The following is a 22,611-nucleotide window of genomic DNA, read 5'->3' on the forward strand; positions in this document are numbered from 1 at the left end:
AAAATTTCTGTTTTTTGTAAACCGGCTTTGCTATTCTGATCATGTCAAGAATATTGAAGCGGAGGGTAGCTATGGAACAGAAAAGAGTAAGAATGGGGATTATTGGAATCGGTAATATGGGAAGCGGCCATGTAAAAAGTTTTATTGAAGGAGAAGTCTCGGATGACGTGGTACTGACAGCGGTCGCGGACCTGAGAAAAAGCAGGAGGGAGTGGGCGAAAGAATATTTCAGGAAAAACTGTACGGACATTGTAGTATTTGATGATGATGTGAGCCTTATTGAATCGGGCCTGTGCGATGCGGTTATGGTGGAGATTCCTCATTATGATCACCCTGCCGTAAGTATACGGGCTTTGGAACACGGATTACATGTATTATGTGAGAAGCCTGCAGGCGTGTATGCAAAACAGGTCCGGCAGATGAATGAAGCCGCAAAGAAATCAGGCTGCGTATTTGCCCTTATGTTCAATATGCGTACCGGTGCGGTTTACAAAAAAATGAGAGAACTTGTCTGCAGTGGGGAATTGGGAGAAATAAAACGAGTAAACTGGATACTGACAGACTGGTACCGTTCGCAGATTTATTATGATTCCGGTGACTGGAGGGGAACCTGGGACGGAGAAGGCGGCGGGGTACTGGTTAACCAATGCCCTCATAATCTGGATTTGCTGCAGTGGATCTGCGGAATGCCGGTCAGGCTTCGCTCTTTTTGTCATGAAGGAAAGTGGCATAATATTGAGGTGGAGGATGATGTGACCGTATATATGGAGTTCCCCAATGGTGCCACAGGTGTATTTGTCACCAGTACGGGAGATTTGCCGGGAACAGATCGATTTGAAATTCTTTTGACAAAAGGGAAGCTGGTATGCGAAAAAGGGAAGCTGGAATGTTATCGTCTGAAAGAAGATGAACGGGTAACTATGTTTACAACACAGGATGGATTTTATCGGGATTCCGGAGAGTATGAAAGGATAGAAACAGAGCCGGGGAAAAACGCGCGTGTGGAGGTTATCGATGCTTTTGCAGGAAATATTTTAAGGGGCACTCCCCTGGTTGCTGATGGACAGGAAGGGATTAATGAGGTGAATCTGGCAAATGCAATCCATCTATCTTCCTGGCTGAAGCAGGAGGTAAGCATTCCTGTGGATGAAGATATATTTTTGCAGGAACTTTCGAAGCACCGTGCCGTATCCAAACGGAAAACAGAGGTAAAGGAAATAACATTTTTCCAGTAAACGATGAGAGAAAGGGCTGGATATGGAAATAGAAAAGGAAGTACGTCTGGGGATTGTTGGCATTGGCAATATGGGCAGTGCCCATGCAAAGACAGTTTATGACGGCAAAGCGGAAGGACTTCGGTTGTGTGCGATTTGTGATGTGGATGAAAAGAAGCTTTCCTGGGCAGCAGCAGAATTACCTGGAGTGAAAACCTATCTGAATTATAAAGAGATGCTCAGCAGCGGCGGACTGGATGCAGTGCTTATCGCAACACCTCATAAGCTGCATCCGGTAATTGCGATAGAAGCATTGGAAGCAGGCCTTCATGTATTATCAGAAAAGCCTGCGGGGGTAGATATAAAAAGTGTCGGCAAATTAAATGAAACTGCGAATAAGTCGGACCGGGTTTTTGGGATTATGTTTAATCAGCGGACCAATCCGCTTTTTGCGCATCTGAAGAATATGGTAGAGACCGGTCAGCTTGGCGAGATGAAACGAATGGTTTGGATAATTACCAACTGGTATCGAACACAGAGCTATTATGACTCCGGTACCTGGCGGGCAACCTGGAGTGGAGAAGGCGGCGGAGTTTTGCTGAACCAATGTCCGCATAATCTGGATATCTGGCAGTGGATTATGGGAATGCCTGTAAGTGTTCAGGCTTCTTGTCAATATGGCAGATATCATGATATTGATGTGGAAGACGAAGCTGTGATTTATGCAAAGTATGAGAACGGAGCGTCTGCGGTATTTATTACATCCACAGGGGAGTATCCTGGTACGAACCGGCTTGAACTAAGCGGTACAAAAGGGAAAGCGGTGATAGAAAACGGTATATTGAAATGGTATTCCATGGAAAAGGACGAAAGGGAGCTTTGTTATGTACTGGAAGAAAACACTTGTTATGAACCGATAAAATATCAGGAAATTGTTCCGGAGTCAGAAGGGCCAGGGCATTTGGGCATCCTCCGGAATTTTACCAGGGCTATACTGTATGGCGAGCAGCTTTTGGCGCCGGGGATTGAAGGAATTAATGCTTTGACCCTGTCCAATGCAGCATATCTGTCTGACTGGCTTGGAAAGGAGATAATGCTGCCTTTAGATGAAGAAGAATTTTTAAAACAGATGAAACTTCGTCAGGCGTGGGAAATAAACGGGAAAGGGAAGAAAACGAAAGAGATGAAGCATGAAAAACAGAAACTGGGGGTGTATTCTGACCGTTGGAATGTTAGGTGGTGACAGGGGTGCTGTTTAGTAATGCGGATTTGAAAAGGCTGATCATTCCGCTGATATTTGAACATATTCTGGCCATTACGGTAGGAATGGCAGATACAATGATGATAGCCAGGGCGGGCGAAGCGGCAATGTCAGGAGTATCCCTGGTAAATATGCTGAATGATCTGATGAACCAGGTGCTGGCGGCACTGTCAACCGGAGGTGTCATCGTAACTTCTCACATGCTTGGGGCAGGAAAAGCGGAGGAAGCACGCAGCTCTGCAAAACAACTGATTGTCATGGCATGCGGGGTTTCTTTGTTCCTAATGATATTTATGTTTTTTCTGCGCCGCCCTGCCCTGTCTCTTTTTTTTGGAAATATTGAAGCGGACGTGATGGAAAATGCAATACTTTATCTTATAATAACCGCATTCAGTTTTCCCTGCATGGGATTGTATAATGCCTGCGCCGCTTTATTTCGGGCAATGGGAAATACCGGGGTGACTTTTCGGGTTTCCTTGCTGGTCAATTTAATTAATGTAACAGGAAATGCTGTTTGTATTCTTGGATTGCATATGGGAGTGGCAGGTGTTGCGCTTCCCACACTGCTCGCAAGGGGAACAGGAGGTTTCCTTTTATATCTGTCATTGAAGAATAAAGAAAATGTAATTTATTTGTCAAAAGAAAAATTTCATTTTAATCTGGAGGTGATTAAGGATATTCTGCGGATAGGAATCCCAAGCGGTTTGGAAAATGGATTTTTTCAGCTGGGAAAATTGATGACGGTCAGCTTTGTATCAACCTTTGGAACAGTCCAGATTGCTGCAAATGGCATTGCAAATAATCTGGATAGCCTGGGCTGTCTGATCGGTTCTCCCATGATATTGGCAATGCTTACTGTGGCGGGACGCTGTGCAGGAGCGGGGGATTTAAAGCAGGTAAACCATTATGTAAAAAAATTACTGAGAATTACATATCTGGCTTCAGGAATTCTTAATGCAGTTATTTTATTGTCATTAAACTGGCTGCTTGCACTATATAGTGTAAGCGCGGAAACGGCGAAGCTGAGCTATTCTCTTGTAATGATACATAATGGAATTGCCATTATACTGTGGCCGGCAGCTTTTGTTCTGCCGGCGGCACTGCGCGCATGTAAGGATGTACGGTTTGTAATGGTAACTATCTCGTTTTCCATGTGGGCATTCCGTGTTGGCCTTGGTTATATTCTGGGAGTTATTTTAGGGCTGGGAGCAATCGGTATCTGGCTTGCCATGCTGGCAGACTGGGTATTCCGTGCAGCATGTTTTATCGGACGGTATGTCCGGGGGAAGTGGAAATTGAAAGTAAAGTCTGAGCATGAACGATTGGATATCACCTGAAAATGGGGGAGAAAATCTTATGCTCACCAGCAGGGGCATATTTTGCTCCATAAAACAGCAGGAGGATAAAAGGGATGAATAAGGGTATGTATATTACAATTATGACGGATGAATTTGGGGAAGATGTTTATAAAGTATTGCCGTTAGTTGCAGAATGGGGAATGAAATATGTGGATTTCAGAGGTTTAATAAACGGCAGGCCCATAGAGAAGCAAACAAAAGAAGAGTTGCGCGAATTAAAAAGGACGCTGGATTTTTACGGATTGAAAACAGGGGTAATTGATTCTTCGTTGTGCAAAGTGAATTTGCCGGGCAAGGAACGTCTTTCGGAGGAAATGGAGAAACTTGAAGGAGTCATCCGCGCATCAGAGGTTTTGGAATGTAACTGGGTGAGAAGCTTTAACTGCTGGCAGTCGGGATATGGCGGCCCCCGGTCAGGAGAACTTGCAACGCGCCCAGACATGCTGATGCAGGTAGTGGAGATGTTTGAACCTTTCCGCAAAAGGGCAAAAGAAGCAGGGCTGGTACTGGGATTCGAAAACTGCGGACAGACCGCAAAAGAAGTCATTGCTTTTTTAAAGGCAATTCATGAACCTGGATGGGGACTTTGCTGGGATGTATGGAATGACTCTCCTCTTATAGATTTTGAAAACGGGGATTGTACGGATTATTTTGCAGAAGCCCTGCACTATGCGAATATGCTTCATGTAAAGGCCAACTGTGTCAGCACGCTGCCTGAACTGGATTATATGAAAGCTCCATGGGAAAGAATCCTGGCAGGAGCAGCCGCCCTGAACCGTGAAATCCCCGTGGTAATTGAGGCCCATAATCCTTCAGAAGGTCCGCTTGGCGGGAAAAACAGAGAAGTGTGCCGCCGTATCTATGACTATCTGATTGATGTCTGGCCTAAAAAAAACTGACAGATTTGCGTATTATGGACATAATGGAGGCTGGAGAGGCACCTGGAAATGTGATGGAGGAGGAGCGCTGAACAATCATTGGATTTGGGTCAGTACAGATATTTATAAAAGAAAAACCGGTTCCGTTTGGAATCGGTTTTTTTATGGGCAGAAACGCAAGACAACAGGCACAGATGTATTGGGTGAAAATTTTACTTGTATGTTCTTGAAAAATTTCTATCGGAAAAGCAGGAGATAAATTAATATTTTAGTAAGAAAAATGTTAAGGGGAGGAGACGTAATTGGGTAAGAATTTTACTAAAACGAATGCCGATACGCTGAGCAATACTGTCAGAAAAAAACGGAACGGCATAAAGCTATTTTTGTATGCACTGCCAATGATTGTGATTGTCTTTATTTTTAACTATCTGCCTCTTTGGGGCTGGTCTTTTGCTTTTTTCCAATATAAGGCCGGAAAGAGTGTGTGGGATTGTGTTTTTGTAGGCTGGGATAATTTTACCGCGCTATTTGGAAATGTGGTTATGCGCCGTAATCTGGTGCGTGTACTGACAAATACATTTGGCATTCATTTGCTGGGGTATCTGTTTACTCCGCTTCCGTTGTTGTTTGCTGTATTTCTCAGTGAGATGCGCAGTAAGAAGTTTCAGAAATTTGTTCAATCAGCCACCACGCTGCCGAACTTCGTCGGTTGGGTCGTTATTTATTCCCTGGTAAACAGTTTTTTGTCTTCCGGAGGGCTGGTAAACACCGTTCTGATGGATACAGGGCTGATTACGGAGCCTAACAATTTTATGATTTCCGGAGATCATATCTGGATTAAAATGGTGCTGCTTCAGCAGTGGAAAAGTCTGGGATGGAGCGCAATTGTATACTTTGCCGCGATTGCAGGAATTGACCAGGAAATGTACGAGGCGGCGATGGTGGATGGGGCCAGCCGAATGCAGCGTATTCGTTACATATCTGTTCCCATGCTGATTCCGACCTATTTTGTACTGCTGATTATGGGAATTGGAAATTTCCTGAATACAGGAGTCGATCAGTATCTGGCATTCAGTAATGCACTGAATAAAGAAAACATTGAGGTCCTGGATTTGTATGTATATAACCTTGGTATCAAAGGAGGGCAGATTTCCTTCTCCGTGGCAGTGGGAATTATGAAATCTGTAGTTGCGCTGACACTGTTTGGCATGGCTAATTTTGCATCTAAAAAGATCAGAGGGACAAGTGTATTTTAGGGCGAGGAGACAGAGTAATGGCAAAAGAAACACAGTTAAAAAAGAAAATAGCAAAGGCAGATATCCCTTACAATGTGGTATGCGGAATTATTTTTGCAGTATTCGTGCTGATTTGTATATTCCCGTTTTATTATCTGTTTATTTGTACAATCAGTAATCCGAAGCTGGTGGAATTAGGCCGGATTATCCTGTATCCGGAGGGGCTGACGCTGAAAAATTATCAGGAAGTAATGAAAGTCCAGAATTTGGGGAATGCAACTTTTGTTACAATAGCCCGTACGGTTTTGGGAACAGGGTTGAGTATGCTGACAACTTCATATCTTGCCTATTTTTTTACAAAACAGGAAATGTGGGGAAGAAAGTTCTGGTATCGGGCTGTAGTGGCTACTATGTATTTTTCTGCGGGAATGATACCTATTTATCTGAATAATAAAATGTTGGGGCTGCTCAATACATTTTGGATATATATCCTTCCCGGTATGGTCGGCGTCTATAACATGATTTTGGTAAAAACATCCATGGAGTCCATGCCCGCAGAACTGGAAGAATCGGCGGTGCTGGATGGAGCCGGCTACATGACCCGTTTTATCAGAATTGTTCTGCCGCTTCAGAAACCGATTCTGGCTACTGTCGGATTATTCAGCGCGGTAGGCCATTGGAATGACTTTTTTACCACGCAGCTATATGTAACCAAGCCCAAACTGTATACGCTGCAGTTCCTTTTGTTTGAATTCCAGAATCAGATCAGGAATGCATCGCAGCAGATAAACAGTGAAGCCGAGGCCCTGGGGACGGCCTCTACGATTCAACCAACAAGTATACGGCTGACATTGACAGCAATTGTTATCATACCGATTATGCTGGTCTATCCCTTTATTCAGAAATATTATGTTAAGGGAGTTATGATTGGTGCAGTAAAGGGCTGATTATTACACAATGTCAGAGAGTATAAAAAAGTACCGGGAGGAAAATAGTCTGCTCACAGGGGGGATTACATTTTGCTCCACAAAACAAGTAGGAGGACAGGGAATGAAAAACAAGGTATTGAAAAAATTATTAGCGCTTTCTCTTGCAGCCGGGATGGCGGTTGCCGCAATTGGGTGCGGAAGCAGCGAAACAACGGCAGAAGGCAGTGCACCAGCAGAGGCGGTGTCAGAAGAAGCGTCTGCGGAAGGAGTGACGGAAAAGACAGCTTCCGGGAAACTGGATCTGGTAACGATTTACCCTTCTGACGGTTCCACAGCAAGCGGTGTGGTTACCGGTTATAAGGCAGATATTCTGGCAAAGCGCGGACTGCAGGCGGAGGTATGGGCATGGTCTGAAGAAAAGACAAATGCAATACTGGCCAGTGGGGATCTGCCGGATATCATGTTTGTAAACGGTGAAAAATTGAATACTTTGATTGAAGCAGGGCTGGTTCTTAATCTGGATGATTATCTTACAGAGGAAAAGCTTCCTCATGTATTGGGTGATTCGCCTCTGATGACTGCAATTAACTATTCAAGAGAATATCGGAGTGCAGGAGAAGGAGTGTTGTATGGAATTCCCACGCAGGTTGGTGTATTTGAACTGCCTAAAGACAATGGACTTTGGGCAGATACGGGAAGAGATGCAGTCAAAGTAAACTGGGATGTATACTATGCTGCCGGATGTCCGGAAATCAATTCAGTTGATGATTTGATTCCCGTTATGAAGAAGATGATGGAAATAAAGCCGGAGGCTGATGATGGGACCAAGACATGGGGGACCATACTGAATGCAGGAAGCGATGCCACCTATTGGGGTAATATTCAGCTTTGGAATAAGTGGTTCGGTTATGAAAGCGACAATCTTCCTTATCTGATTGAGAGTGATATGGTAAATGGCGTTTACAGCAGTATTCTGGAAACCGGAAAAGACAGTTTGTATTATAAAGGGCTGAAATGGTATAATGAATGCTACCGTGAAGGGGTAATGGATCCTGACAGTATCAATAACGACAGAGAAACTCAGAAGGCGAAGGTTGAAAAGAGTCTTGCATGCATGATCCCCAGCGGGACTGCAGCAGGATGGGCCGGATATCTGCCTGTATACATAAAAGGCCAGCAGCTTTATCCTGAGAAATGGTTGCAGTCTTATGGCATTGATAACTATCTTGTTGTAAGTGCAAAGTGTAAAAATTTAGAGGCAGCGCTTCGAGCAGTGGATATGCTGGCGGATCCGGATACCTATTTTGAGATTTACTGCGGACCGGAGGGGATTCAGTGGGAATATGATGAAGAAGGTCTGGTAATGCCTACCGAATATGGCCTTGACTGTGCAATTAATGGGACAGATGTAGAAATTAATGGTGAAAAAATAGTTCTCTGGCTGGATAAGGATCGCATTACCTCAGACAAATATGCTGCCTCATATTTTGGACCTGACGGCGCAAGAGAGTATAAAGGGATATCGGAGTGGTATGAAGTAAAGGCTGTCAATAATGATAATGAAGATTATGTACAGTGGAGAGAGACCTTCGGTTATGACAGATTTTATGATCAGGTGGTTGACAACAATGCTTTTTATGCGGAAAGTCCTTTGGACAATGTAGTAAACTTCTGCCCTCAGCCGGAAGATACGATGCAGCTGACTATCGATGCTATTAAGGAATGTGTCGTAGAGGCAAGCTGGAAAATGGTATATTCTGATTCTGAAGATGCTTTTGACAAGATATGGGCTCAGATGATTCAGGACTGCATCGAGTTGGATGGAGAAGCTATTGTACAGTGGAGAATGGATGAGCTTAATAAGGCAATGGAGATTAAGGATGCACTGAGTGCTGATTAATTATATGGACTGAGCCTGTTGGTTGTTTATTTTATGGAAGCCGGTGCATTGAGGGGGATGCACCGGCTTTCTTTATTTAAAAATGAGAAAGGAAGCAAGAATATGAGGTGTGATAGAAGTATTGATTTTTCAAAATCTGTTTTGTACGATGCAAAAGTTTTTCAGTCTTCAAAGCAGTTAATAGATGTACAATTGGGAAAAAATGGAGGAGGGGTCAGCTTAGAGGGTGTGCCAACAGCAGGGAAAAGGTATATTGTCGGATATATTACCATACTGGAGACGCATTCTCTTCCGATGACACTTCGCTTTTTCTGCTATGGAGAAAAAGAGGAACGGGCTCACATACGGTTTACATTGCTGCCCAATCTAAAAACCAAGGTATATTTTGATTTGGCCTGGCTTAATCTGAACCGTGGAGGCTTGGGGAAAACTCCTGGATCGCTGAAAAAAGTCATGTACGGTACCAGGACAGATATTTCGGAAGTAGAAAGGATAGAACTGGGGGTAAAGCCGGTATTTCATGATGTACATGTAATATTTGAAGATTTTGAGTTAACGGATGAAGAACCGAAGGATTTTCCGCTTCCGGACAAAAAAATGGTAGATAAATTCGGCCAGTATAAAGAAAAAGAATGGCCGGGAAAAATACACAGTCAGGAACAGCTGGCGGATACCATGCATAAAAATGAAGGTCCTGCCGTCTGGGGGAATTCCAGCTGGAATAAATGGGGCGGGGACAGCAAACGGAAATTAAAGGAAGGCAGCGGATTTTTCTCTACATGCAAAACGAAAGATGGAAGGTGGCATTTGACAGATCCGGATGGCTATGATTTTTTTTCGATTGGGATATGCTGTACAAGACCACAGAATATGGGAGATATTACAGGCGTTAAATCATTGTTGGAGTGGCTCCCGAATGAAAAGGAGGAAACATATCGTTTTTACTGTAGCAGGGAACATCCCTGGTTTGGAACTAAAATGGAGCAGTTTGATTTTCTGTCTGCAAATTTGTACCGTGTATATGGTGAAACATGGAAGGAGAAGGGAGAAGAGCTTGCCCATCATATTTTGATGTCTAACGGAGTCAATACACAGGGAAACGGTCCGGCAATGAATGTGAATAATGGAAGCAGCAAGATACCTTATACCCGGCAGCTGCCTGAGTTCCCTTCTACAAAAATAAATATTTTTCGTGATTTCCCGGATGTATTGTCTCCGGAGTATGCCGATAGCAGCGCTGAATGTGCAAAGGTGCTCAGGGAATGGAAAGAGGATTCATGGATGATCGGATATTTTCTTAGAAATGAACCACAGTTTAATTTTGTGGCAGGTATCTCCATCGCAAATGAAGTGCTTCACAACCCGGCTAATACTTATTGCAGACAGGGACTGAAAAAATTTCTGATAGAACGGTATAAAACAGTGGCTTCTCTGAATCAGGCATGGCAGGCTGATTTTGCAGGCTTTGATTGTCTGGATGAACCTTTCGACGACTGCATTAAGAAATATCCTGGTTCCAGGGAGGATCTTAGGGAATATTCCGTATATCTGGTAAGCGAATACTGCAGGATTCCCTGCGATGCCTGCCGGAAAGAGGATCCCAATCATTTAATTCTCGGTTTGCGATGGTCAAAGATGAACAATCCTGATATGCTGTCCGGTTGGCAGTTTATGGATGTTTTTTCCTTTAACTGCTACTTGCTGGAGCCTTTGACGGATATGAATTTTGTAACAAATGCGGGAGTTGACCGTCCGCTGCTGATTGGAGAATATCATGCAGGAGCATTGGACAGAGGGTTGACTTGCACAGGTATCAAGGGGGTTGCTTCACAGGAAGACAGAAGGCTTTTATGGCGTGAATTTGTGGAGAGCTGCGCTGCGCATCCTTTTGGGGTTGGTGCGCATTGGTTTGAATTTACAGATGAATTTATTCTTGGACGTTTTGATGGAGAAAATTATCAAATTGGTATTGTAGATATCTGTATGCAGCCCTATCAAGAAATAACGCAGGGGATACATGAAACTGCACAGGTGATTTATCAGGTAAAGAACGGAGAATGCAGGCCTTTTGACAAAATGCCAAAAGCGATACCGATGATAGGATAAGGAACTGCGATATTACGCATTGACATTTGTGTCTTCATAATCTTATTATGAAATAACGTAACTATACAGTACCCTCACAATTACGTTATTGTAATGAAGTGAAAAGATTGCCGACTGTTCATTTTTGACATAATGCTTTTCATTTAACAATAAAAGGCAGCAGGAATCTGGAAATCTTCAACAACCAAGGAGGAACAAATGTCAGATATCAGTATTATCGGCGCCGCCGAAGGCAATCTGAAAAATATTTCGCTGGACATCCCCAGAAATAAGCTTGTGGTATTTACGGGCCTTTCCGGTTCCGGTAAATCCACGCTTCTCATCGATGTTCTCTACAATGAATGCCAGAGGCAGTATCTGGAAGCCATGGCTTTTCAGGGCATTCATAAGCCGAAGGTGGAACGCGTGCGGGGCGCATCCCCGGCAATAGTGATTACCCAGACGGATGCGAACAGGAATCCTCGTTCCACGGTAGGCACCATGTCGGATATTTATACGGATTTGCGTATGGTTTATGAAAAGCTGGGCAGCAGGAGATGTCCTTACTGCGGCGAGCTGATTTCGGCAGCCGGCTGCAGGGAGGAGACGGAGAAAAAAGGAAATGACTTTTATGTGTACATGTATTGCTGTAAATGCGGCAGGCGTATGGATAAGATAACACGCACATATTTTTCCTTCAATACCAGGGAAGGCGCCTGCCCAACCTGTGAAGGGCTGGGCAGGATTCATGCCATAAAAAAAGAACGGACAGTGGATGAGAAGCTGTCTTTGGAGGACGGCGCGGTAAAATACTGGGAAAAGCAGTACGGGAAATACCAGCTTTCTGTGCTTCACCAGGCATTTTCCCATTATGGGGTTCCTGTGGAGCCGGGGACTTTGGTGGAACAGTTTGATGATAAAAGAAAGGCAATTCTTTATTATGGAGTGGAAAGTGATGAAGTAAAACAGGCCTTCCCCCATATTACGCCGCCTAAGAATACGGCGGCAGGCAGGTTTGAGGGCGTATATCCCATATTATGGCGGCGGCTGGCGGATAAGGACGGGGACGTAAAACAGCTGGAGGATTACTTTGAGGTGAAGGAGTGTCCCGACTGCAGAGGGGAGCGGCTTTGTGAGCTGAGCAGGAGTGTAACTGTGCAGGGGCTCCGTCTGCCGCAGCTGTCACTTTTTTCCCTGGACAGGCTGTATGCCTGGGTGCGGGAGCTGCATGCGTCCCTGGATGAAAAACAGATGGAATTTGTGAGGGATTATCTGACCGATATGGAAACCAAGATCAGCCGTTTCCTTAAGGTGGGGCTGGGATATCTTTCCCTGGACAGGCAGACGGTTACTCTGTCGGGCGGGGAACTGCAGAGGCTGCGGCTTGCGGCTGCACTGGATTCGGAGATCACAGGGCTGATTTATATCATGGATGAACCTACGGCCGGCCTGCATCCCAAGGACACGGCCGGCCTTGTGGCAATCCTTAAAAGGCTCCGGGATTTGGATAACACGGTGCTTGTGATAGAGCATGATGTGGATGTAATCGCCTCTGCCGATTACCTTGTGGATATCGGCCCCGGTTCCGGAAAATTCGGCGGGGAAATTGTGGCGGAAGGGACGCTGGAGGAGATAAAGCAACAAAAAGAAAGTGTGACGGGAAGATATCTGCGCCGTCAGCCCGTCTGGTATACACGGTGCAGAAAACCGGCCGGGGCGGTCAGAATAGAAAATGCGGATAAGTTTAATTTAAAGCAGCTTTGTGTGGATATCCCCACAGGCTGCCTGGTCGGCGTAACCGGGCCTTCCGGTTCCGGTAAATCCACGCTGGTCTTTGAGGTACTTGCCAAAGGAAGGGCGGATACACAGAAAAACCGGGTGCTGGGCAAGGAACAGTTTAACCGGGTGGTTGAGATCGGGCAGGCGTCAATTTCCAGGATGAAGCGATCGAATGTGGCCACCTATACTGAGGTTTACACAGAGATACGGGCGGTTTTTGCCGGTACGCAGGCCGCAGTAAACGCCGGTTTTTCTGCAAAGCATTTTTCCTTTAATACGGCCGGGGGCAGATGCGGGAATTGTGAGGGACTGGGGTATGTTGACAACAATATGCTGTTTTTTGCCAATACGCAGGTGGTCTGTCCGGTCTGCGGAGGGAACCGGTTCAAAGAAGAGATCCTTGCGGTAAAATATAAGGGCCTTTCGGTGAAGGAGGTTCTGGATTTGTCGGTGGATGAAGCTGCGGAGTTTTTTTCTGAACAGGCCAGAATCAGGAAAACGCTCAGCCTCCTTCAGGCTGTAGGCCTTGGATATCTGCAGCTGGGGCAGTCGCTTACCAAATTATCAGGTGGCGAGGGACAGCGGCTGAAGCTGGCCAGAGAGCTTGTGGGAACGCCTCAGGGAAGGAGAAGCCTGTATCTTATGGATGAGCCCACTACGGGGCTGCATCCCCAGGATATCGATCATTTTCTGGTGCTTCTGAACCGGCTGGCAGATGCGGGAAATACGGTAGTTGTGGTGGAACATAACCAGCAGCTCATCCGCAGCTGCGACTGGGTGATTGACCTGGGTCCGGAGGGCGGGGAGAAGGGGGGATGTATCCTGTTTGAAGGAACGCCGGAGGAGCTGAAGCGGGCCGGTCATACCGCAACAGCAGAATATCTGTAAAAATTAACACCGCTGCCTCCGGGCAACGGTGTTTTGCTTCACTTTTTTATGGAAGCAGAGTCATAGTTCTAACTGCTGTAATACTGCGCCTGGGCATTCCACAGCTCATGGTATTTTCCCCCGGTATCTGCCGCCAGTTCCTCGTGGCTCCCCAGCTGTACGATCTGACCGTTGTCAAAAACGGCGATTTCATCGCAGAACCGGCAGGAGGACAGGCGGTGGCTGATGTAGATGGCGGTCCTGTTTCCCACGATATCATTGAATTTTGAATAAATTTCTGACTCTGCGATTGGGTCAAGGGCGGCGGTGGGTTCATCCAGCACAATGAACGGCGCATCCTTATAAAGCGCCCTGGCCAGCGCAATTTTCTGCGCTTCGCCGCCGGAGATTTCCACGCCGTTTTCCTCAAAATCCTTATACAGGCATGTCTTCAGCCCGTCAGGCATGGAGGTACGGCGGTTATCAAACCCGGCCGCATCAAGGCAGGCTTCCACCCGTTTCGTATCATAATCCATATCCGCAGCCACATTTTGTCCCAGGGAAAAGGAAAACAGCTTGAAATCCTGAAAGACCACGGAAAAGATTTTCATGTATTCCTCATAATCATATTTCCTAATGTCAATGCCGTTGAGCAGGATTTCTCCTTCCGTGGGATCGTAAAGGTGGCAGAGCAGCTTGATAAAGGTGGTTTTTCCGGAGCCGTTCATGCCAACCACCGCCAGCCGCTCGCCAACGCGGAATTTCAGGTTGATATGGCGCAGGGCGCAGGTATCGGAGCCGGGATATTGGAAGGATACATCCCGGAATTCAATTTCATATTCATTGTCGCTGCCATCACAGAAGGCGCGTTTTTCCACGGGAAGCGTGCCTTTTTTCAGCACATCTTTGATATTCAGATATTCCAGCGTGGAAAGCTGCCGGTTGGAGGAGACAGCGTATTCCTCCAGCGTGTTGAAGACGTTGGTGACCGACTGAGAAAAACGGTAGATAATGCCTGCGTATTTTACAACGGCTCCCGCAGTCAGCGCTCCCGCCGCGGCGCGGAGCGCTACGAAAATATACGAGATGATTTGAAGCGTTCCGGCGGACAGATTGCTGAAAAAGCCGGATTTCATGTTGTTGCTTACCAGCTGTTTTATCCATCGGTTCTTTATCACAAGGTCCCCGTCAAGTTTACTTTTAATCAGGGGTTTTGCATCATAGATGCGGATATCCTTTCCATAATGATAATCCTGATCATTCCATAAAAAATAGCCAAGATAGCTTTTATCCAGAGAAGGATCGTCCAGCAGGCGGTACAGCTCTTTGTTTTTAACAGAGGTAAACCAGAGGTTGAAGGCGATGATGGCGCCCAGCGAAAGCAGCAGCAGTATTGCCGGGGTATCTGAGAAAAAATGTCCTTCCATAAATAACGGCAGCATAAGTACTACGGAAACGAAGGTGGATATCAGGCTGTTCAGCAGATATGGCAGCTGCCATACAAGGGAATAAAAGCCGGCGCCCCAGTCGTTGTCATGCCGGATCCTGACGCGGATATCGTTTACGGCAGGACTGTCCAGCAGCGGATAATCCATGGAAATGGTTTTCATGCTCATCAGGGTATCGTATCTTTTGCCGCACATACCGATATGTACATTTAGTATTTTGGAAAAATAAGCTTTCAGCACCGTCAGCAGGAAAATAACGGCCACAGCGGCCAGGGAAACGGATATGATTTCAGTAAATTCTTCCCCGGCCTGCAGCCCGTCCAGGATATAGGCGGACAGGAGAATCCCGGCAAAAGGGGTTGCCGCTTCAATTACGGACGTGATTATGCTGTGAATGAGCAGCCATTTATCCATGTTCCACATAAGTCTGATCGCAATGCCCACAGGCTTTAATTTATTATGCTTCAGCATAAGCCGCCGCCACCTCCTTGTTTTGATAGTACTGGCTCTGCAGTGCAAACATCTGGCTGTAAGCGCCTCCCTTTTGCATGAGTTCGTCGTGTGTGCCTTCCTCTGTGATTTTCCCATTGCTTAAAAATGCGATTTTGTCGCAGAAACGGGTGGAGGCCAGCCGGTGGGAGATATAGACAGCAGTTTTATCCGATGCAATTTCGTGGAATTGTTCGTAGGTCCGGCTTTCCGCGATAGGGTCAAGGGCTGCGGTGGGTTCGTCAAGAATCAGGATGGGCGCGTCTTTGTAAAGCGCCCTTGCCATGAGCAGCTTTTGCTGCTGGCCGCCTGATAAAACGATGCCGCCCGTTATCTCCTTTGTCATGGGGGTGTCAATGCCTGTTGGCTGCCCGCAAAACTGCTCCCAAAGCCCTGTTTTGACAAGACATTCCTCCACACGGTTCCGGTCTGTTGTTTTCAGCTCCTGCATGGAAACATTCTCGGCGGCGGTGAAGGGTGGGATATAGATGTCCTGAAAAACGGCGGCATACAGCTTCAGCAGATCTTTTTTCCGGAAATTGTTTATATCCTGGCCGCCGATTAAAATTATGCCGGAATCAGGTTTGTAAAAACCGCAGAGCAGCTTTACCACCGTGGTTTTTCCGGCGCCGTTGACACCTACCAGGGCGATCTTTTCTCCGGCATTGATTTTAAGGTTAAAGTGATCCAGCACGAAGCCGGTATCCGTTCCGTAGGAAAAACAGACATCGCAAAATTCAATGGAATATTCTTTCAAATCCGAAAGTGCCAGGGGCGTTTCCGGTTCCGGATCATTGGTATTATCCAGAAAGGCGCGCATGGAATTCATTTGCAGATTAGCGCCGTTCAGCTCGTTGAGATTGTTTACGATGCCGTTGACAAAGCCGGAAAAAGCCGTGACAGCGCCAAAATACAGGGTAAACTCCGGTATCGTAATCTGTCCTGCGGAAACGGCGTATATCAAATAGGAGTAGGCGATGCCGTCCCGCAGGAAAAGGACGAAAGCGTTCACAACGCCGGAAGCGAAATATCTGTCCTGGATTTTGCCCGCCAACTTTGCACTTTCCTCTATCAGGCTGCTGCGCAGCTCCTGAAACCAGCCTCCTGCATGATAGAGCCGCATGTCCTTTCCGAACGCTGCATTGCTTCCCGTACGGATAACATAGGACAGCTTTTTTTCATATGCCGCCGTTAAATCGTTCTGTTTATACTCATAGCTTTGCGCCTGCCTGGTGCCAAACAGGCTGATGAGCGACAGCACGATAAGAAGCAGTACCATATAGGGGCTGAGGGAAGACATAATTCCGGAGTAAATGAAAAAACACAACAGGCTCACCACAATGTCAATGGAGGAAACGATCATAATGGAGGTGCCCGACCAGTCGCCGTTACGCAGTGTTGACATGGCCCGCTGATACTTCGTCTGTCCTTCTTCGCTTTCCACGTTTTTGTAATCGCAGCTTAAGGACTGCAGGAAAAGCTCCATCTGGTAATAGCGGCGCATATCATTGTACATGATGTACTTTCCTTCATTTGCCATTCCTGACAACGCCATCGACAGGACCATGACAATGCCGAAACCTCCCAGCACCAGAAAAATCTGTGCCGTATCCGCGCTGCCCATCACCAGGTCCAGCGTGATTTTCGGGATATAGATGCCAAATACCGGTGAAATCACCGACAGAATTACCTGCATTATGATGAAGATAAGCAGCAGCGGATGCTCCCTGCGGATACATTTCAGCAAAAATGTGATGTTTTGAAAAATATGGTATTTCAGGGGTTCTTTCTTCTTTTTCACGATGTATCTCCTCCTCTTGTCAAAGTATACCGCAGGTACAAGCCAAATGTCAGCATCAGCACGAATGGTATGCGTGCCGGCACAAACGGCAGAAATCCAGGCGGGGATAAACCGCAGCCGGCCGTGGGAAATGGAATTTATGTAAAAAAAGCGCCGCCGATCGGCCTTGCCGTCAGCGGTGCTTTGCAATGTCTGTTTTCCATAGATTATTTGTAACTGGCAGTTCTTCGCAGTTACTGCCGGAATCTATCCCAAGTCGCCTTCAGCGGTGGATTTTGGCCTGAGTTCAGGTTCCTGACCTGGGCGCGCTCACCTGCATTCCGGCATTTCTGTCCAGGGAAGGGTCGGAGGTCAGCTGTGTGCCTCCGTTTTCCACAATCAGCCGGTCCAGCGTCCGGGTATAGGTATAACCCAGGCTGTCGGTGATAACAAGCTGCAGGCTGAAGCTGTCACCATCTTTCAGTGTGGCATCGGTGGTGAGATAAGCGGCGTCACCGGACACGCCTTGTGCATTCTCAAACAGGGTATCTGAGGTGAGCAGCACGTCATTTTGATAAAGAGACAGCATGGCCTTCACACCGTGGTTATTTCCCGGGGCATCACAGCTGACCTGCACATTGGCGCTTAGCGTTGCCGTCTGGCTTCCGCTTGTGCGGGACCAGTTAAGAGAGCCATAGGCCTGCCAATCGATCAGATAGTGGGAATAAACGGAAAGGCCTTCGTCCAGGATTTCTGTGGTGTCCACACCGTCGCGGGTACAAATCAGGCTGATGGCGGCGCTGTGGCTGGTAACGGGAATGGATAAATCCGCGGCAAAAAAGCCCTGCTGCGACAAACTGGCCGGGACTGTCCCGCCGTCGTTTCCGTCTGACCAGCTGATGCGTACAGTGGTGTCTGCTGTGGTTTCCCGGAGGGCAGCCCTGACATGGACAGCAGCCTTCCCGTTCTCAAGCTCACCGAATTCAATGGAAGAATAGGAGGTGATTTTCTGTTCCTCCTCCTGGAGCGCCTGAATCTGGCTGACAGCGAGCTGGACGCTGTTGTCAATCTGCCGGGGGATGGAGGAGACATCAGTGCGTAGCAGTTCGTTCTGTTTTTTCAAATCCATACATAGAAAGAGAAGGGCGGTGTTCAGGGCGAGGGAGAGGATGAGCAGGAGGGAAACTGCAGCTTCCCATATTTTTTTCTTCATCAGGCGACCTCCGTCTGCCGTAGCGGCTGCGGGCAGTTTCTATAAAAGTTTATCAAGCTCTTTGTTAAGCTGTGATTTCAATGCTTCCAGTTCTTCTTTTGCGGGAAGATATTTTTCTTCTGACAATTGTGCGCCCAGGCTCCAGACAGGTCCTCCTGTGGGGGTGTCTCCGGATCTTCTGGGAAAAATATGCCAATGCATGTGACGTCCGGTTCCGGCTCCGAGAAGCTCATAATTCAATTTATCCGGCTGGAATGCATTATAAACCGCCTCTGCCACAAGGGACATTTCCCGGAGAAATTCCATTCGGAAGGCTTGTTCCAGGAAATGCAGCTCCGTTGCGTGTTCTTTGCACAGAAAGAGCGTATATCCTTTTATCCGCTGATAGTCGCCGATAACCACATAGCCTGTGTTAAGTTCTCTTACAAAATATGGGTTTTTCCCTGCTTTAATCCAGTCAATTCTTTCACATATCATACAGTCATTCATGCAGACAGCCCTCGGTGCTGAAAATTATTGTGTTGTTCAGAGTTGTTTTATTGTTATTTTACCATGGCGTACCGGGGAATGGAAGGCCGTACTTTTTCCATAGGAAGGGTTCTGTTTTGTTAATTGTATCATTGTATTAATTGCTTGACACAGTGATGCGAAAGTGATACTATCAGGATAACAAAACAATATCATATATGATAATAATACCATTTATGATAATAATTGATACTGCAGCAGAAAGGATATGAGCCAATGAACCAGCAGGATTTTACGAAAATAATTATGAATCCCGTAAGGCAGCGCATCGTTCAGTATCTGATTCTTCATGAGGAAGGCACGGTATCCTCCATCAGGGAAGAGCTGAATGATATTCCGCCGGCCAGCCTGTACCGGCATATCAAAATACTGTATGAAGCAGGTGGGATTGAGGTCGTACGGGAGCGTAAGATACGGGGAACGGTGGAAAAAACCTATGCGCTGGTAAAAAATCCGGCAGGGGAGTACAGCCGGGAAGGTGCGGCGCAGATGATTCAGGCGGCGCTCTTTTCTCTGGCCGCTTCCTTTTCCCGCTATTTTGCACAGGAGGAGAACGACCCGAGGAAGGATTTGCTGAGCCTGTCCACCTCCACCCTGCTTCTTACCGATGAGGAGTTTATGGAGATGACCGCTAAAATAGGGGCGGTGTTCAACGATTATATTTACAATAAACCGGAGGAAGGCCGGAAAATCAGGCGGTTTACGCTGATCTCTTCTCCAAGCGAGGAAGAGTAGCGGCGATCCGGTTAACTGAATTGTCAGGAAGAATAGGAGAATATTATGTTAGAGATCATCAATTTTTCAAAAACCTATAAAGGCGGGAAAAAAGCCGTATCCAACCTGAACCTGGAAATCCTGCCCGGGGATATTTACGGTTTCATAGGCCACAATGGCGCGGGGAAAACTACGACCATTAAGGCTGTAGTGGGAATCCTGGATTTTGAGGAAGGGGAAATCCGCATTGACGGGCATTCTGTAAAGGAGGAGCCGCTTGTATGCAAATCCCTTCTGGCTTATATACCGGATAATCCGGACCTGTATGAACATCTGACCGGTATTCAGTATCTGGATTTTATTGCGGATATTTTTCAGATTCCTTCTGCGGTAAGGACGGAGCGGATCGGGGAATATGCGGAGCAGTTCGGAATCACGGAAAGCCTGGGCGATCTGATTTCTTCTTATTCCCACGGCATGAAGCAGAAGCTGGCCATCATCTCCGCACTGATTCATAAGCCCCGGCTTCTGGTGCTGGATGAACCCTTTGTGGGGCTGGACCCTTCCGCTTCCGTAGTGCTCAAGCAGAATATGCATGCCCTTTGTGAGGAGGGAAGCGCTATTTTCTTTTCCACGCATGTGCTGGATGTGGCGGAAAAGCTGTGTAATAAAATCGCCATCATCAAGGAAGGGGTGCTGGTGGCTGCCGGCGAAACTGCCGGGCTGACACAGGGTAAATCACTGGAGGAAGTATTTATGGAGGTGGTCAGACATGATTAGCACGAGTATCCGTCTGTTAAGGATTCAGCTGCTGAAGGACTTCGGAATCAATGAAGTCATGCATTGCAGGGATTCGGGGAAAAAACGAAAGCTGGTTTTCATGCTGTGCATTTTCATATTCTGCGGGGGGCTGCTTGCCTTCTATGTCGCGGGGGCAGCGTGGGTTCTGTGTGTTTCCGGGGCACAGGACAGCGTTCCCGGCTTTGTGGTTGCGGTGTCGAGCATGGCTATTTTCATCTTTACCCTGTTCAAAGCGGGACCGGTGCTGTTTGCCGCCGGGGATTATGAGATGCTGACGGCCCTTCCGTTGAAGCCGTCGGCGATAATTATGAGCCGCTTGCTTCATATGTATTTAAGCTCCCTGCTTTTGTCGGCGCTTACTATAGCGCCGGCAGGCGCGGTATATGGCCTGACGGCGGCACCTTCCCCTGTTGTTTATGTGCGGATGTTTATCAGCCTCTTTTTTGTCCCATTGGTTCCCCTGACAGTGGCGTCTCTGATTGGAACTTTAATCATGGCCATTGGTTCCCGCGTGCGGCGTAAAAATTTGGTGATTATTTTACTGTCCATGACTTTTACCCTGGGAATCCTGGCGGTAACCATGCTTTTTTCCTCACGGGCGGAAAATATGGAGCTTCAGGATATGGCGGGGATGATACGCGGTGCAGTAGAGCAGGTAAACGGCATGTATCCGCTGACCGGTCTGTATACAGCGGGGATTACCGGCGCAAATCCGGCGGCGCTGGCCGGATTTGCGGCCATATCCATGGGGATTTTCCTCCTGTTCATCGCATTGGTGCAGTGGAAGTATGTACAGATAAGCAGTGCGCTGCGTACGCATGAGGCAAAAAAGAATTACAGGCTGCAGAGCCTGAAGCAGCGTTCCGTGCTGGGCGCTTTGTACAAAAAAGAGATAAAGCGTTATTTTGCCTCTAATATATACGTAATGAATACGATGGTTGGATATATACTTATGGTAGCGGCAGCGATTGGGCTTGCGGCGGCAGGGCTGGATAAGCTGGAAAGCTATCTGCAGCTGGAAGGGATGGGAGGCACACTGCCTGTCAGCCTGGGAAGCATGCTCCCCTTTCTTTTGTCACTGATGGTGATGATGGGGGGCACTACCTCAAGCTCTATTTCCATAGAAGGAAAGCAGTGGTGGATTCCCAGGTCGCTGCCCATTCCCCCCGGTTTGATTTTGGATGGTAAAATGCTGGTGAATCTGACTTTTGCCGTGCCTTCCATTCTGCTGGCAGGAACGATTCTGACGGTTTCCGGCCAGACCGGGGGCCTGAAGCCTGTCTGGGTATTCCTGGTTCCGCTGGCCTATGCGTGTTTTTCTTCGGTTCTGGGAATTACCATTAACCTGAAAATGCCGGTATTCAACTGGGACAATGAAACTACGGTAGTAAAGCAGAGCGCTTCCACTTTTGTATCCGTTCTGGGAGGAATGCTGCTGGCCCTGGTTCCCATCGGACTGCGCTTTGCGCTGGCAGGGGTTCCGGCCGACCTTTTCCTGGGAGGGGTGACGGTGCTTGTTTTACTGATAACCGTTATTCTTTATGGAAAGAACAGAAGATGTGATCTGCGGAAAATTGGATAAACAACCTTAGGAGGACACTGCTGCCCCGGATATCAGACGGAAAGCTCTCAAAGAGTTCCGGATGGTATGTGGGGCAGCAGTTTTTGCAGGAAAGGGCATAGGAAATCAGGAATCCTGGTGGTGGGGGGAAAACTGAAGCTTTGTGGGGGAAAGAAAAAATTTCTGACACAGGGGCTGTTTTTTCTCAGTTTTTTGCTACTTCGAAAAAGCTTTTGAAAAACGTTTAGTTTTGTGTTGATAATATTAAATTGGTATGTTATTATTATTCCGTCATACAGCAGTATCTATGCTGCTGCAGTATCCGGCCGTCCGGCCGTTCTTTCATTTCGGCGCTTCCTTTTCGAAGCAATAATCCGTAAATGGCAAAAACTTAATACAGGAGGAATATTTATGGAAAACAGGCTCAGGAATTATTTTCCGCTTATCAGGGAAAGAAAGGAGGTGTTGAAAGAAATTGGTGAAAGCAGCGGGCTGAAGGCGCTGTTTCAGAGCTGGACGCCTGAACGGCAGGAAGAATTTTTGGATTTCTGCACGGGTATGAAGGGCGTAA

Annotated in this window: 16 protein-coding genes; 12 read left to right on the forward strand and 4 right to left on the reverse strand. The window is 47.0% G+C overall.

What is annotated here, in order from left to right; all coding sequences use genetic code 11:
• Window positions 1-71: 71 nt before the first annotated feature.
• The 9 genes from DXC51_RS21710 (at window position 72) to DXC51_RS21755 (ending at window position 13,527) form a co-directional block, all read left to right on the forward strand.
• Window positions 72-1,235 carry a Gfo/Idh/MocA family protein gene (locus DXC51_RS21710; RefSeq protein WP_117545416.1) on the forward strand — a complete coding sequence of 388 codons (1,164 nt, stop codon included), beginning with the start codon at window positions 72-74 and terminating at the stop codon, window positions 1,233-1,235.
• Between the two features lie 22 nt (window positions 1,236-1,257).
• Window positions 1,258-2,457: a Gfo/Idh/MocA family protein gene (locus DXC51_RS21715; RefSeq protein WP_117545417.1), complete on the forward strand. Its 1,200-nt coding sequence runs from the start codon at window positions 1,258-1,260 to the stop codon at window positions 2,455-2,457.
• Between the two features lie 5 nt (window positions 2,458-2,462).
• Window positions 2,463-3,812 (forward strand): MATE family efflux transporter, encoded by a 1,350-nt coding sequence (locus DXC51_RS21720; protein ID WP_243003248.1) that lies wholly within the window; start codon window positions 2,463-2,465, stop codon window positions 3,810-3,812.
• A 74-nt stretch (window positions 3,813-3,886) separates the two neighbouring features.
• Complete coding sequence (locus DXC51_RS21725) at window positions 3,887-4,732, forward strand: sugar phosphate isomerase/epimerase family protein (RefSeq protein WP_117545418.1); 846 nt, start codon at window positions 3,887-3,889, stop codon at window positions 4,730-4,732.
• A 281-nt stretch (window positions 4,733-5,013) separates the two neighbouring features.
• Window positions 5,014-5,967: an ABC transporter permease gene (locus DXC51_RS21735; protein WP_243003249.1), complete on the forward strand. Its 954-nt coding sequence runs from the start codon at window positions 5,014-5,016 to the stop codon at window positions 5,965-5,967.
• 17 nt (window positions 5,968-5,984) lie between these two features.
• A complete protein-coding gene (locus tag DXC51_RS21740; protein WP_117545420.1) occupies window positions 5,985-6,893 on the forward strand; it encodes a carbohydrate ABC transporter permease in 909 nt (302 codons plus the stop codon).
• A 103-nt stretch (window positions 6,894-6,996) separates the two neighbouring features.
• Entirely contained in the window at window positions 6,997-8,775 is a 1,779-nt protein-coding gene (locus tag DXC51_RS21745) for an extracellular solute-binding protein (RefSeq protein ID WP_181970165.1), read from the forward strand.
• 102 nt (window positions 8,776-8,877) lie between these two features.
• Complete coding sequence (locus tag DXC51_RS21750; protein WP_181970166.1) at window positions 8,878-10,881, forward strand: beta-galactosidase; 2,004 nt, start codon at window positions 8,878-8,880, stop codon at window positions 10,879-10,881.
• A gap of 198 nt (window positions 10,882-11,079) precedes the next feature.
• A complete protein-coding gene (locus tag DXC51_RS21755) occupies window positions 11,080-13,527 on the forward strand; it encodes an ATP-binding cassette domain-containing protein (protein WP_117545423.1) in 2,448 nt (815 codons plus the stop codon).
• A gap of 68 nt (window positions 13,528-13,595) precedes the next feature.
• On the opposite strand, the gene DXC51_RS30125 is transcribed toward DXC51_RS21755, so the two are convergent.
• From DXC51_RS30125 to DXC51_RS21775, 4 genes are all read right to left on the reverse strand, one after another.
• Entirely contained in the window at window positions 13,596-15,425 is a 1,830-nt protein-coding gene (locus DXC51_RS30125) for an ABC transporter ATP-binding protein (protein WP_181970167.1), read from the reverse strand.
• The gene (locus tag DXC51_RS21765) at window positions 15,412-17,244 is read right to left on the reverse strand and encodes an ABC transporter ATP-binding protein (RefSeq protein ID WP_117545425.1); all 1,833 of its coding nucleotides are present in this window, start codon (window positions 17,242-17,244) and stop codon (window positions 15,412-15,414) included. The genes DXC51_RS30125 and DXC51_RS21765 overlap by 14 nt, the downstream gene beginning before the upstream one ends.
• Window positions 17,245-17,530: 286 nt before the next feature.
• Entirely contained in the window at window positions 17,531-18,436 is a 906-nt protein-coding gene (locus tag DXC51_RS21770) for a hypothetical protein (RefSeq protein ID WP_117545426.1), read from the reverse strand.
• Window positions 18,437-18,475: 39 nt separating this feature from the next.
• Window positions 18,476-18,913, reverse strand: a complete 438-nt coding sequence (locus DXC51_RS21775) for an HIT family protein (protein WP_243003250.1) — start codon at window positions 18,911-18,913, stop codon at window positions 18,476-18,478.
• Between the two features lie 267 nt (window positions 18,914-19,180).
• Between DXC51_RS21775 and DXC51_RS21780 the strand changes: the two genes are divergently transcribed.
• The 3 genes from DXC51_RS21780 to DXC51_RS21790 are packed head-to-tail and all read left to right on the forward strand — an operon-like array spanning window position 19,181 to window position 22,061.
• Complete coding sequence (locus DXC51_RS21780) at window positions 19,181-19,699, forward strand: helix-turn-helix domain-containing protein (protein ID WP_117545428.1); 519 nt, start codon at window positions 19,181-19,183, stop codon at window positions 19,697-19,699.
• A 45-nt stretch (window positions 19,700-19,744) separates the two neighbouring features.
• Window positions 19,745-20,458, forward strand: a complete 714-nt coding sequence (locus DXC51_RS21785; protein WP_021635523.1) for an ABC transporter ATP-binding protein — start codon at window positions 19,745-19,747, stop codon at window positions 20,456-20,458.
• Window positions 20,451-22,061, forward strand: coding sequence for a hypothetical protein (locus tag DXC51_RS21790; protein WP_117545429.1), 1,611 nt, complete (start codon window positions 20,451-20,453; stop codon window positions 22,059-22,061). The genes DXC51_RS21785 and DXC51_RS21790 overlap by 8 nt, the downstream gene beginning before the upstream one ends.
• Window positions 22,062-22,611 lie beyond the last annotated feature (550 nt).

This window comes from Eisenbergiella massiliensis, assembly GCF_003435485.1.